At 71.3% G+C, this 12,685-nt stretch carries 10 protein-coding genes; 5 read left to right on the forward strand and 5 right to left on the reverse strand.

The features are described 5' to 3' along the window. Positions 1-129: 129 nt before the first annotated feature. Together ACIP98_RS20215 and ACIP98_RS20220 are read right to left on the reverse strand one after the other, a co-directional pair. Positions 130-1,290, reverse strand: a complete 1,161-nt coding sequence (locus tag ACIP98_RS20215; RefSeq protein ID WP_401977121.1) for a DUF3103 family protein — start codon at positions 1,288-1,290, stop codon at positions 130-132. Between the two features lie 322 nt (positions 1,291-1,612). Next, positions 1,613-2,227, reverse strand: a complete 615-nt coding sequence (locus ACIP98_RS20220) for a TetR/AcrR family transcriptional regulator (protein ID WP_319659923.1) — start codon at positions 2,225-2,227, stop codon at positions 1,613-1,615. 190 nt (positions 2,228-2,417) lie between these two features. Here ACIP98_RS20220 and ACIP98_RS20225 point away from each other — a divergent pair, with 190 nt between their 5' ends. The 4 genes from ACIP98_RS20225 (at position 2,418) to ACIP98_RS20240 (ending at position 6,585) form a co-directional block, all read left to right on the forward strand. Next, positions 2,418-3,374 carry a tetratricopeptide repeat protein gene (locus ACIP98_RS20225; protein ID WP_401977123.1) on the forward strand — a complete coding sequence of 319 codons (957 nt, stop codon included), beginning with the start codon at positions 2,418-2,420 and terminating at the stop codon, positions 3,372-3,374. 615 nt (positions 3,375-3,989) lie between these two features. Further along, on the forward strand, positions 3,990-4,616 hold the full coding sequence (locus ACIP98_RS20230) for a DUF6230 family protein (RefSeq protein ID WP_319659921.1): 627 nt from the start codon (positions 3,990-3,992) through the stop codon (positions 4,614-4,616). Positions 4,617-4,712: 96 nt separating this feature from the next. Continuing rightward, positions 4,713-5,315: a DUF6114 domain-containing protein gene (locus tag ACIP98_RS20235; protein WP_319659920.1), complete on the forward strand. Its 603-nt coding sequence runs from the start codon at positions 4,713-4,715 to the stop codon at positions 5,313-5,315. After that, entirely contained in the window at positions 5,305-6,585 is a 1,281-nt protein-coding gene (locus ACIP98_RS20240) for a hydrogenase expression protein HypF (RefSeq protein ID WP_401977125.1), read from the forward strand. Before ACIP98_RS20235 ends, ACIP98_RS20240 begins: the two co-directional genes overlap by 11 nt. Positions 6,586-6,681: 96 nt before the next feature. On the opposite strand, the gene pyk is transcribed toward ACIP98_RS20240, so the two are convergent. From pyk to pta, 3 genes are all read right to left on the reverse strand, one after another. Further along, positions 6,682-8,106 carry a pyruvate kinase gene (pyk, locus tag ACIP98_RS20245; RefSeq protein WP_319659918.1) on the reverse strand — a complete coding sequence of 475 codons (1,425 nt, stop codon included), beginning with the start codon at positions 8,104-8,106 and terminating at the stop codon, positions 6,682-6,684. 108 nt (positions 8,107-8,214) lie between these two features. Further along, positions 8,215-9,366: an acetate kinase gene (locus ACIP98_RS20250; RefSeq protein ID WP_319659917.1), complete on the reverse strand. Its 1,152-nt coding sequence runs from the start codon at positions 9,364-9,366 to the stop codon at positions 8,215-8,217. Continuing rightward, positions 9,363-11,495: a phosphate acetyltransferase gene (gene pta, locus ACIP98_RS20255; protein ID WP_319659916.1), complete on the reverse strand. Its 2,133-nt coding sequence runs from the start codon at positions 11,493-11,495 to the stop codon at positions 9,363-9,365. Before pta ends, ACIP98_RS20250 begins: the two co-directional genes overlap by 4 nt. Positions 11,496-11,653: 158 nt before the next feature. Here pta and ACIP98_RS20260 point away from each other — a divergent pair, with 158 nt between their 5' ends. Beyond that, positions 11,654-12,679: an ATP-dependent 6-phosphofructokinase gene (locus tag ACIP98_RS20260; RefSeq protein ID WP_319659915.1), complete on the forward strand. Its 1,026-nt coding sequence runs from the start codon at positions 11,654-11,656 to the stop codon at positions 12,677-12,679. The last annotated feature ends 6 nt before the right edge of the window (positions 12,680-12,685 follow it).

Raw genomic sequence — 12,685 nt, forward strand, 5'->3', positions numbered from 1 at the left:
CCCACCCCCCGCCCCGCGGCGCCGCCCCGCGGGCCCCCCCCCCCCCCCCCCCGGGGGGGGGGGGGGGGGGGCCCCCCCCGGGGCCCCCCCCCCCCCCCCGCGACTCGTGTCGCTGTGCGCCGTGCCGGCTCAGAACTCCTGCACGAAGTACGGCTCGACGGTCATCCAGCCGTTGCCGCGGGCGCCGTAGCGGGTGCCGTTGTCGCTCTGCGCCAGGGTGTACCAGGAGTCGACGTAGTCCGGGTCGTCGGTCCACCAGTCGTCCGGGATCGCGTCCAGGACCGCGGTCACCAGTGGGATGTAGGTGCCCTGGTCGGTGATGGTGAGCAGCGCCGTGGCGATGGCCTTGGCCAGGTCGCGGTAGTTGGTGCTGCCGTCCTCCTCCATCATCACGGCGTCGGCGAGGTTGTACTTGTAGTTCGACCAGTTCACCAGGATCTGGTTGGGCCGGTACACCGTGCCGTCGTTGTCCAGGTACGGCATGTCGACGGGGTCGACGCGCACCGCGCCGTCCTGCCCGAAACCGGTGACCAGGGTGTAGATCTCGGCGTCGCCCTTGACCCAGGGCTCCTCGTCGTCCGACAGCTCGACCGAGGTGATGCGGGTGGTCCAGAAGCCGCCCGCGGCCGCCTGCGCCCGCGCACCGGCCGCGGGGGCCTCGGTGCGGGACGGCGTGGCCTTGGCGGAGGCCACGCCGTAGCGGGTGAGCTCCTTGTTCATCACGGCCAGACCGGCGGCCAGCGCCTTGGAGCCGTCGATGTCCACGACGTACACCGGGTGCGAGGGCGCCTTGCGGGCGTCCAGCGTGTGGGCGCGGCCCCGACTGTCCCAGGCGGTGACGGTGGCGGCGTCGTCGTCCAGGGAGGCCGCGGTCACCCACGGCGCCACGCCGGCGGCCAGCGCCGCGCGCATGGAGTCGTCGCCGAGCCGCAGCCGCAGCAGCGGGCCGACACCGGAGTCCAGGCCCTTGGCGGCGGCGATCCGCCGGTCGGCGGCGGCCAGTTCGGCCTTCAGGGAGCCGCCGGCCCTGTCGGCCAGAGCGGTGACGGCGACCTCGTCGGAGGCGAGCGTCGCCCTGCCGACCCGGGCGCGCCAGGCGGAGTCGGTGAGCGAGCCGGCGATCGCACGCGCCGCCTGCTCCTCGGCCGCGGAGACCGCGGAGGCGGGTGTGTGGGGGTTGGGGGCGGCCGTGGCGGGCAGGGCGCTCACGGTCTGGCCGGCCGTCAGGGCGAGCAGGGAGGCGGCGAGGGAGACGACGGCGCCGCGCCGACGAGGGTGATGACGTCTCACGTGGATCGATCCTCCTGGGGGCGAGCGATCTGTGACGCACTGTCAGGACAGAGCAGTGCGGAACTGCGACGAGCTGGGCAGGACTTCGCGGAACTGTGCTGAACTGCGCGGAGCTGTGCGGAGCTGTGCCGAACCGGTGAGGAATCTATGCGAGTAGATACCCGCGGGTAAGCATGGCGGTGCCATGACATCCCGGCAAGAGGTCGGCGCCGCGTGATCGGTGAACTTCCGGGAACGCCCGCCGGAAGACGTCCTGCCGAACGGTGCCCGGACGCACAGGAGTTGCCGTCCCGCGGGAGCGGGCCGCAACGGCCGGCGGCGGTCAGTCCGCGGCGGCCGAGAGCCCGCCGAGCAGGACCGTGGTGAAGCGGGACGCCCAGTCGGCGTCGACCGGCTCGCAGGAGACAAGGGTCCGGTGCACGACGGCCCCGGCGATGACGTCGAAGATGAGATCGATCTGCGGCGTCGGGTCGCCGTTGTCGGGCGGGATCTCGCCGCGCGCCTGGGCCCGCCGGCGGCCCTCGATCACCAGCCGTTTCTGCCGGTCGACGATCGCCTCGCGGATCCGCTCCCGCAGCGCCTCGTCGTGCGTCGCCTCGGCGACCACCGCCATCAGCGCTGTCTTGGTGGCGGGTTGCTCCAGCAGGGCCGCGAACTGCAGGACCACGCCCTCCACATCGGCGCGCAGAGTGCCGCGGTCGGGAAGTTCCAACTCGTCGAAGAGCGCGGCCACCGCGTCCACCACGAGTTCGCTCTTGCCGGCCCAGCGGCGGTAGAGAGTGGTCTTGGCCACCTTCGCGCGCGCCGCGACGTCGCCCATGGTCAACTTGCCCCAGCCGGTCTCGACCAGGGCCTGCCGCGCGGCGTCCAGGATCGCCCGGTCGGCCTCCGCACTGCGGGGGCGGCCGGTCCTTCGTCCTGTTTCACGCGGGCACATGGCTGGGCACCCTATCCCCGTTGCGCGGTGCGCGACCATGGAGTTACGCTACGACCCGTATCGAAACAGGCGGCAGCCACGAGGCGTGGGCGGGGACCCCGCGTCGTGCTTCCGCCGTGATGACGCGCCAGTGCGGCGCTTTCGGGGGGCGATTCCCCGGGAACCGCGACGAGGGGGGAGGATTGGTCCCATGCAGCCACGGAACATGTCCATGAGCGGCGTGGTCGACCTCGCCGCGGTGAAGGCGGCCGGTGAGGCCAAGGCGAAGGCCGAGCAGGCCCGTGCGGAAGCCGCCCGCACCGGGGTGGTACCCACCCCCGTCCTGGTGACCGAGGTCACCGAGGCCACCTTCGAGACCGACGTCCTGCAGCGCTCCACCGAGGTCCCGGTCGTCGTCCACTTCTGGACCGACCGCGCGGACGCCAGCGTGCAGTTGGAGGACGCGCTGGAGCGGCTCGCCGCCGAGTACGCGGGCCGGGTCGTCGTCGCCAAGATCGATGTGTACGCGAACCAGCTGCTGGTGCAGCAGTTCGGCGTGCAGGGGATTCCCGCGGTGTTCGCGGTGCTGGCCGGCCAGGCGATGCCGCTCTTCCAGGGCGCGGCCCCGGAGGACCAGATCCGCGAGGTGCTCGACCAGCTGATCGCCGTCGCCGAGCAGCGCTTCGGCATCGTCGGCGTCCCGGTCGAGGGCGGCGCGCCCGCCGCACCGGCCGAGGAGCGCCCGCCGAGCCCGCAGGAACTGGCCCTGACCGCCGCGCACGACGCGCTCGACCAAGGCGACCTCGGTGGCGCGATCCAGGCGTACCGCAACGTGCTGTCCGGCGACCCGGGCAACCTGGAGGCGAAGCTGGGCCTGGCCCAGGCGGAGCTGCTGCAGCGCGTGGAGGGGGTCGACCCGCAATCGCTGCGCAAGGCCGCCGCGGACCGCCCCGACGACGTTCCGGCGCAGATCGCCGTGGCCGACCTCGACCTGGTGGGCGGACATGTGGAGGACGCCTTCGGGCGGCTGGTGGAGGCGGTGCGCCGCTCCACGGGTGCGGACCGTGACGCCGCCCGGACGCGCCTGCTGGAGCTGTTCGAGGTGATCGGCCCGGACGATCCGCGGGTGACCGCGGCCCGCTCGGCGCTTGCCCGCGTGCTCTTCTGACCTGATCGCGCCGACCCTCCCCACCTCGAAAGACCTTTCGAGCCGAATGTGACCCCGGCCGCGCTTTACCAAATCTTGATGAAGCGCGGCCGCTGTTACTTCCGGTAAGAGAGTGACGGACTTCTGTCCGGATCTATCACCCCTTGAGGCAATTTCACACCCTCATCGCAACCACCCTGCGTAATCGATCTGGTCCAGACCATGCGAGCTGGGTTATCGCACCGTTACCCGCTAGTAACGAAGCCCCTTGTGCAGCGGCGCCGAATGGACCACGATCGGCCAAGCTCGGTCCGTTGCCGAGGTGTCGGCATCCAGCCGCCCGCTCGTCGTACGGGTCCCCACCGGGCCGGGACGCGAAGGCTGTGCCAGCAGCGGCCGCGTCTCGTGGACAGGGGGGTCTCTGCCGCCCGGCAGGGCCTGTCCAGCAGGTTGCGCGAGAGCGTGGCCAGTGGTTGTCGCTCGGGGGTGATCGCCGAATTCCGGACAACGCCGTCCGCCATCCCGCGTGCGGCCGTCTGTACGGCGCTCTCCTTCCCGAGGACGTAGCTCTTCTCCCATCCCGCCGCAATCCCCACGATTCCGGCCGGAGATGTACGTCCGAGAAGGAGGAAAGTCATGGAGTCGCTCATTCGCGGCGGTACCAGATGGAAGCGGTTCGCCGTTGTCATGGTGCCGAGCGTCGCGGCCACCGCCGCGATAGGCGTGGCCCTGGGTCAGGGCGCGCTTGCCGCGTCGTTCAGCGTGTCCGGCCAGCAGTTCAAGGTGAAGGCCGACAGCCTGCACGGTGAGGGCTTCGTCCAGTACGGAGCCATCGACGTCCAGCACGGCGGCAAGCCGATCCCGGTCGCGGTCTCCGCGTTCAGCAACGCCCAGATCTCCGGGCTGTGCCAGTCCGTCGTCGTGCCGGTTCCGGTCTTCGGCGACGTGACGCTGAAGCTGGGCGCCGGCAACGGTGACAAGAAGGTCGAGGCGAAGAACCTCTACATCGACCTCGACCAGCTGAACGCGGACGCCACGTTCACCAACATCAACATCGGCGTGGCGGCCGGAGACAGCAAGAAGGGCCCCGGCATCAAGGCCGGCGACCAGTCGGACCCGGGTTCCTTCGCGCAGGAGGCCGACTCGGCCGACCTGACCGACGTGAAGCAGACCGCCTGGGCCACCAGCGCGGGAACCTTCAAGCTCAGCGGGCTGAGCATGTCGGTCAAGAAGGGCTCGGGCGCGGGCTACGAGTGCTTCTAAGCACCGCCAGGGGGGTGAGGGGCGCGGGACGCCCCTCACCTTCCCCCGACCACTCGCTTTTTTCTTTGTAACGCCAGTCCCAGGGAGCAGTTTTCCATGAGCGCCGAGACACATGGACTGAGCGGGTTCGACTATTGGCGGTTCCGCTTCCGCGTATGGCGCGGGCAGCGGCCGTTCTGGGCGGGCCTGCTGACGGTTCTGGCCGGACTGCCCATCGCCTACTTCCCGTACGCCAACATCACCCTTGGCTCGCTCAGCCTGACCATGGCCACCACGGCCGGCTCCGGTTCGCTGATCATCGGCGTGCTGCTGGTCGTCCTCGGTCTGACCATGTGGTTCCAGTCGGCGGTCCGGGTCTTCGCGGGCATCGCCTCGATCCTGCTCGCCCTGGTCTCCCTGGTGGTCTCCAACTTCGGCGGCTTCTTCGCGGGCTTCGTGCTCGGGCTGGTCGGCGGAGCGCTCTCCGTGGCGTGGGCCCCGGGTGTCCCGCCCGCCGAGGGCGGCCCGCAGGCGGCGGAACTGCCCGACGGCGGCAAGGGGTACGACGGCGACACCGGCTACGTGCCCCCGCCGGACTCGCCCTACGCGCAGGCGTACGGCGAGTACCGCGCCGAGGCGTCGGACGGCACCGTCTCACAGGAGGCGGCGGACGGCACAGAGCGAACCGCAGACGCGAACGGGAGGCACAGTGCGGGGTGATGAGGATCAGCCGGCTTCCGCGGCCGCCGGTAGCGGCACCCGCGTGAGACCGGGGCCGCGGCACGCGGCCCCGAGGAAGTCGCTGCTGACCAAGCTGCAGATGCCGGCGGGCAAGGCGATAGCCCTGGCCGCGATGCCGACGGCGGTCCTGATGGGCATGGGACTGACCCCGAGGCTGGCCTCTGCCGACGAACTGCCGAAGAACCCGTTCTCCGGTACGAAGTGCGTGGAGCAGCCCGACGAGCCCTCGCCGTCCTCGACGCCGAGCAGCACGCCGGGCAACGGTGGCAAGCAGGACGGGCAGGACAGGCCGGAGACGCCGAAGCCCTCGGTGACCCCGACGCCCGGCACGTCCGACTCCGGCACGGGTACCGGGGACGGCAAGGGCGACGGCAACGGGTCGACGACCGTGCCGACCTCCCCGTCGACGCCGTCCGCGCCGGCCTCCCCGTCGACGAAGCCGTCCTCCGACCCGCTGGACCCGCTGGGCCTCGGCGACGCGCTGGGCGACCTGCTGGGCGTCAACAAGAAGAGCACGGACGCCGCCCCGGCGGACACCGCGCCCTCCGCGACGGCCACGCCGGCCCCGAGCGCCACGTCGCAGACCCCGACGACGGACACCACGGACAAGCCGGCCGACACGACCGTCAAGGACACCACCGACAAGGTCAAGAAGGCGCTGTCCGAGGTCACCAAGGCCGCGGGCGACGCCACCGGCAAGGCGACGCAGGCGCCCGACAGCACGCCGAGCCCCCTGGTCACGTCGGCGGACGGGAAGACCCCGTTCCCGTGCCCGACGCACGACGCGCAGGCTCTGGCCGACGCGGCGTACCAGGAGACGCCCGCCCTCCTCGCGGACGACCCCTGGACGCTGCACAGCAGCCTGCTGACCCTGACGGGCCTGGACTACAAGGGCATCGTCGAGGTCAAGACCTGGAGCGGGAAGGTCAAGCCGGTACTGAAGTTCACGGCCTCCACCCTGGACATCAAGGACCTGCACCAGGAGGTCGTCGGCCCGAACGGCACCGTCGGCCACGTCGAGGCGCGCAAGGGCAGCACGTCGACCATCCGCGGCGGCACGGTGACGATGTACACCGAGTCGCTGAAGGGCAACCTCTTCGGGCTCATCCCGATCGAGTTCACGCCCGACACCCCGCCGCCGGTCAACGTGCCGATCGCCTTCTTCACCAACGTCACGGTGAAGCAGGCCGGCCAGTTCGGCGGCACCCTGAAGGTCCCCGGTATGCACGTGTACAACACCCAGGACTGACCGGGCCCGGACCCGTCCGGGAGCCGCACACGGCGGAGGGCGCCCACCCCTTGCGGGGGAGGCGCCCTCCGCCGTTCTCCGTCGGCGCGGTGCGGGTCAGACGGCGCGGTGGCCGAGGTGGTGCACCCGCACGAGGTTGGTGGTGCCGGCCTCACCGGGAGGCGAGCCGGCGGTGATGATCACCGTGTCGCCCTCGGCGTAGTCGCTGAGCTTCAGCATCTCCTCGTTGACGATCTCGACCATCTCGTCGGTGGTGCTGACGTACTGCACGACGGTGGTCTGCACACCCCAGGTCAGCGCGAGGAAGTTGCGGGTCGACTCGTCGGTCGTGTACGCGACCACCGGCTGCGGCACGCGGTAGCGGGCCAGGCGGCGCGCGGTGTCGCCGGACTTGGTGAAGGCGACCAGCGTCTTGGCGTCCAGGTAGTCCGCGAGCTCGGCGGCGGCACGGGCGACGGCCCCGCCCTGGGTGCGCGGCTTGCGGCCGTTGAGCGGCCACAGGCCCTGCTTGAGCAGCTCGACCTCGGCGGCCTCGATGATCCGCGACATGGTCTTCACGGTCTCGATCGGGTACTTGCCGACGCTGGACTCGGCGGACAGCATCACCGCGTCCGTGCCGTCCAGGATCGCGTTGGCGACGTCGGAGGCCTCGGCGCGGGTGGGGCGGGAGTTGGTGATCATCGACTCCATCATCTGGGTCGCCACGATCACCGGCTTGGCGTTGCGGCGGCACAGCTCGATGAGCCGCTTCTGCACCATGGGGACCTTCTCCAGCGGGTACTCCACCGCCAGGTCGCCACGGGCCACCATGACGGCGTCGAAGGCCGCGACGATGTCCTCCATGTTGTCCACCGCCTGCGGCTTCTCCACCTTGGCGATGACCGGCACGCGGCGGCCGACCTCGTCCATCACGCGGTGCACGTCGCGGATGTCCTTGGCGTCGCGCACGAAGGACAGCGCGACCATGTCGACGCCCATCCGCAGCGCGAAGCGCAGGTCGTCGATGTCCTTCTCGGACAGCGCGGGGACGTTGACCGCCGCGCCGGGCAGGTTGATGCCCTTGTGGTCGGAGATGACGCCGCCCTCGACGACCAGGCAGCGCACACGGGCGCCGTCGACCTCGGTCACGCGCAGCGCGACGTTGCCGTCGTTGATCAGGACCGGGTCGCCGGACCGGACGTCGCCGGGCAGGCCCTTGTAGGTGGTGCCGCAGATGGTCTTGTCGCCCGCCACGTCCTCGGTGGTGATGGTGAACTCGTCACCGGCGACCAGCTCCACGGGGCCGTCCGCGAAGGTCTCCAGGCGGATCTTGGGGCCCTGGAGGTCGGCCAGCACACCGATGGCACGCCCGGTCTCCTCCGAGACCTTGCGCACCCGGTGGTAGCGCTCCTCGTGCTCGGCGTGGCTGCCGTGGCTGAAGTTGAAACGGGCCACGTTCATCCCGGCTTCGGCCAGCGTTTTCAGCTGGTCGTAGGAGTCGACGGCGGGACCCAGGGTGCAGACGATTTTCGCTCGGCGCATGAGGACGATCCTATCAATTTGTTCCGCTCCGGAATTTTCCCGTGCGGGGGAGTCGTGGACGGTGCGGACGGCGGCCATAGACTAGAGCCTCCAGGTGACCTGGAGACGTCACGGGCCGGTCACCAGCGCGTACGTCTGCCGGGCGATCTCCTGCTCCTCGTCGGTCGGCACGACCGCCACAGCCACCTTGCTGCCGGCGGCCGACACCAGTCGCGCGGAGCCGGCGCGCACCGCGTTGCGCACCCCGTCCAGCTCGATGCCCAGGGCTTCCAGGCCGCGCATCGAGGCCTCCCGCACGGCGGGGGAGTTCTCCCCGACACCCGCGGTGAAGGCGATCGCGTCGACCCGGCCCAGGACGGCGGTGTAGGCGCCGACGTACTTGCGCAGCCGGTGCACGTAGACGTCGAAGGCGAGCTGCGCGCTCTCGTCGCCCTCCGCCATCCGCCGGCCGATCTCCCGCATGTCGTTGTCGCCGCACAGGCCCAGCAGACCGGAGCGCTTGTTGAGCAGGGTGTCGACGTCGTCCACCGACATCCCGCCCACGCGGCTGAGGTGGAAGACCACGGCCGGGTCGAGATCACCCGAGCGGGTACCCATGACCAGGCCCTCCAGCGGGGTCAGTCCCATGGAGGTCTCCACGCACGCGCCGCCGCGCACGGCGGAGGCGGAGGCGCCGTTGCCGAGGTGCAGCACGATCACATTGACCTCGGCGGGGTCCTTGCCCAGCAGTTCGGCCGTGGCCCGGCTGACGTACGCGTGCGAGGTGCCGTGGAAGCCGTAGCGGCGCACCTGGTGGGCGTCGGCGGTCTCCCGGTCGATCGCGTAGCGGTAGGCGTGCTCGGGGACAGTGGAGTGGAAGGCGGTGTCGAAGACCGCCACTTGGGGCAGGTCGGGGCGCAGCGCGCGGGCCACCCGGATGCCGGTGATGTTGGCCGGGTTGTGCAGCGGGGCGAGCGGCACGAGCTCCTCGACGGCCGCGAGCACGGCGTCGTCGACCAGCACCGGCTCGGTGAACCGGGTGCCCCCGTGCACCACGCGGTGCCCCACGGCGGCCAGTTCGGGGGAGTCCAGGCCGAGGCCACGGGCGGCCAGCTCGTCCGCGACGACCCCCAGCGCCTCGGCGTGTCCGGCGACCCCGCCGCGCTCACCGATGTGCTCCACGATCCCGGCCGCCGGGCGGCTGCCGTCGGCCATGTCGATGAGCTGGTACTTCACCGACGAGGAGCCGGAGTTGAGGACGAGGACGCGGGTCGCTGTCACGGTGCCTTCCTTGTTGCGGTCGGACCGGCCGGACCGGCCGGAGCGGTGGTTCCCTGCTCGCCCTGGGCCTGGATCGCCGTGATGGCGACCGTGTTGACGATGTCCTGCACCAGCGCTCCGCGCGACAGGTCGTTGACGGGCTTGCGCAGGCCCTGCAGCACGGGGCCGACGGCGACGGCGCCGGCCGAACGCTGCACCGCCTTGTAGGTGTTGTTGCCGGTGTTGAGGTCCGGGAAGATCAGCACGGTCGCGTTCCCCGCCACCTTCGAGCCGGGCAGCTTGGTCTCGGCCACCTGCGCGTCCACCGCCGCGTCGTACTGGATCGGGCCCTCGACCAGCAGCTCCGGGCGGCGCTCGCGGACCAGTTCGGTGGCCCGGCGCACCTTGTCGACGTCCACCCCGGAGCCGGAGGTCCCGGTGGAGTACGACAGCATCGCCACCCGCGGCTCCACCCCGAACTGGGCGGCGGTCTCCGCCGACTGGATCGCGATGTCCGCCAGTTGCTCGGCGTCGGGGTCCGGGTTGACCGCGCAGTCGCCGTACACCAGCACCTTGTCGGCCAGGCACATGAAGAAGACCGAGGAGACGATCGACGCGTCCGGCACCGTCTTGATGATCTCGAACGCGGGCCGGATGGTCGCCGCGGTGGAGTGCACCGCGCCGGAGACCATGCCGTCGGCCAGCCCCTGCTGCACCATCAGCGTGCCGAAGTACGACACGTCGGCGACGACGTCGTAGGCGAGTTCGTAGCTCACGCCCTTGTGGGCGCGCAGCTTGGCGTACAGCTCGGCGAAGCTCTCGCGCAGCGGTGAGGTCTGCGGATCGGTGAGCACCAGGCCGGGGACGTCCACGTCGATGCCGAGTTCGCCGGCCCGGCGGCGGATGGCGTCCTCGTTCCCCAGCAGCACGATGTCGCAGACGTTGCGGCGCAGCAGCACCTCGGCGGCGTGCAGGATGCGCTCCTCGGCGCCCTCCGGGAGCACGACGCGGCGCCGCCCCGAGCGGGCCCGCTCGATGAGTTCGTGCTCGAACATCATCGGGGTGACGCGTTCGCCGCGGACCACCGACAGCCGCTCGGTGAGTTCGGCGCTGTCGACATGGGTCTCGAAGAGGCCGAGCGCGGTCTCGGCCTTGCGCGGGGTGCCCGCGCCGAGCTTCGCCTCCAGGGCGAACAGCTCGGCGGCGGTCGGGAAGCTGCCGGTCGGCACCGACATCACCGGGGTGCCGGGGGCGAGCCGGGCGGCGAGCGCCATGATCTCGGGGCCGGGCACCTCGTCGAGGGTGAGCAGGATGCCCGCGATGGGCGGGGAGCCGGCCGAGTGCGCGGCGAGCGAGCCGATGATGAGGTCGGCGCGGTCGCCCGGGGTGATCACCATGCAGCCGGGGGTCAGCGCGCGGATGAAGGTGGGCAGCATCGCACCGCCGAAGACGAAGCCCAGGACGTCCCGGGAGAGCCCGCTGCTGTCGCCGAGCAGCACCTCCGCGCCGAGGGTCTCGACGATCTGGGAGACCGTCGGCGCCGACAGCGCGGGCTCGTCGGGCAGTACGTACGCGGGGACCGGCAGCAGCCGGCGCAGCCGCCCGGCGACCTCGTCCAGGGTCTCCGGGGGCACCCGGTTGGCGATCATGGCGACGATGTCGCAGCCGAAGCCGGAGTAGGACTGGTGGGCGTTGCGCACCTCGTCCACCACCGACTCCGCGGTCTGGTCGCGCCCGCCGACCACCGGGACCACGGAGGCCCCGAACTCGTTGGCGAGGCGGGCGTTGATGCCCATCTCGCCCGGCAGGTTGGTCTCGTGGAAGTCCGAGCCGAGCACCAGCACGGTGTCGTACTCACCGGCCACCAGGTGGTAGCGCTCCACGAGCACGGCGATCATCGCGTCCCGGCCCTGCTCGGCCTGGAGGGCCGCGGCCTCCTCGTAGCTCAGGCCGAAGGCCGTCGCGGGGTCCTGGGTGAGCCGGAAGCGGCTGCGCAGCAGGTCGAACATCCGGTCGGGGGTGTCGTGCACCAGCGGGCGGAACACGCCCACGCGGTCGACCTGGCGGGTGAGCAGCTCCATGACGCCGAGCTCGACGACCTGCCTGCCGTCCCCCCGGCCGACCCCGGTTACGTACACGCTGCGCGTCACGCGCTCTCTCCGTTCCTGCCTGGTGGAATCACCCATTCGGGTGGCGGGTGCCTCTTGACATTACAGTCCGCTGTGCGTATGACGCGCGGTGGGTCAGGCACGGATCTACGATGCGAAAGAGGCGACCTGGGACGCTACCGGAGGGAGCGCGCAGCGCCATGCGTATCGGAGTGCTCACCGCGGGCGGCGACTGTCCAGGGCTCAACGCTGTCATCCGTTCGGTGACCCATCGCGCGTTGACGTACCACGGCGACGAGGTCATCGGTTTTGAGGACGGCTTCAAGGGACTGCTGGAGGGCCGCTACCGCACCCTCGACCTGAACTCCGTCAGCGGCATCCTGGCCCGCGGCGGCACCGTGCTCGGCTCCACCCGGCTGGAGCGCTCCCGGCTGCACGAGGCCGCCGACAACTGGCGCACCGTGTGCGCGGCGTACGGCCTCGACGTGCTCATCCCGATCGGCGGCGAGGGCACCCTCACCGCGGCCCGGCTGCTCGCCGAGGCGGGCATGCCGCTCGTCGGCGTCCCCAAGACCATCGACAACGACATCTCGGCCACCGACCGCACCTTCGGCTTCGACACCGCCGTCACCGTGGCCACCGAGGCCATCGACCGGCTGAAGACCACCGCCGAGTCGCACCAGCGCGTCATGGTCGTCGAGGTGATGGGCCGGCACGCCGGCTGGATCGCCCTCGAATCCGGTATGGCCGGCGGCGCCCACGGCATCTGCCTGCCCGAGCGGCCCTTCGACCCCGCCGACCTCGTCGCGATGGTCGAGGAGCGCTTCGCGCGGGGCAAGAAGTTCGCCGTCGTCTGCGTCGCCGAGGGCGCCCACCCCGCCGAGGGCACCATGCCGTACGTCCACGGCGAGATCGACGCCTACGGCCACGAGCGCTTCGCCGGCATCGGCACCCGGCTCGCCGCCGAGCTGGAGCAGCGCCTGGGCAAGGAGGCCCGCCCGGTCATCCTCGGCCACGTCCAGCGCGGCGGCGTCCCCACCCCCTACGACCGGGTCCTGGCCACCCGCTTCGGCTGGCACGCCGTCGAGGCCGCGCACAAGGGCGCCTTCGGCAACATGACGGCGCTGCGCGGCACCGCGATCGAACTGGTGCCGCTCGCCGAGGCCGTGACCGTCCTCAAGCGGGTCCCCGAGGACCGCATGCAGGAGGCCGAGTCCGTCTTCTGAGGCGGA

This window comes from Streptomyces sp. NPDC088354 (assembly GCF_044753585.1).
In the GTDB taxonomy this organism is placed as follows: Bacteria; Actinomycetota; Actinomycetes; order Streptomycetales; family Streptomycetaceae; genus Actinacidiphila.

Coding starts and splice junctions, on each gene's coding strand:
- ACIP98_RS20220 (WP_319659923.1), bottom strand. CDS start 2,227: ATGTGCCCGCGTGAAACAGGACGAAGGACCGGCCGCCCCCGCAGTGCG.
- ACIP98_RS20225 (WP_401977123.1), top strand. CDS start 2,418: ATGCAGCCACGGAACATGTCCATGAGCGGCGTGGTCGACCTCGCCGCG.
- ACIP98_RS20230 (WP_319659921.1), top strand. CDS start 3,990: ATGGAGTCGCTCATTCGCGGCGGTACCAGATGGAAGCGGTTCGCCGTT.
- ACIP98_RS20235 (WP_319659920.1), top strand. CDS start 4,713: ATGAGCGCCGAGACACATGGACTGAGCGGGTTCGACTATTGGCGGTTC.
- pyk (WP_319659918.1), bottom strand. CDS start 8,106: ATGCGCCGAGCGAAAATCGTCTGCACCCTGGGTCCCGCCGTCGACTCC.
- ACIP98_RS20260 (WP_319659915.1), top strand. CDS start 11,654: ATGCGTATCGGAGTGCTCACCGCGGGCGGCGACTGTCCAGGGCTCAAC.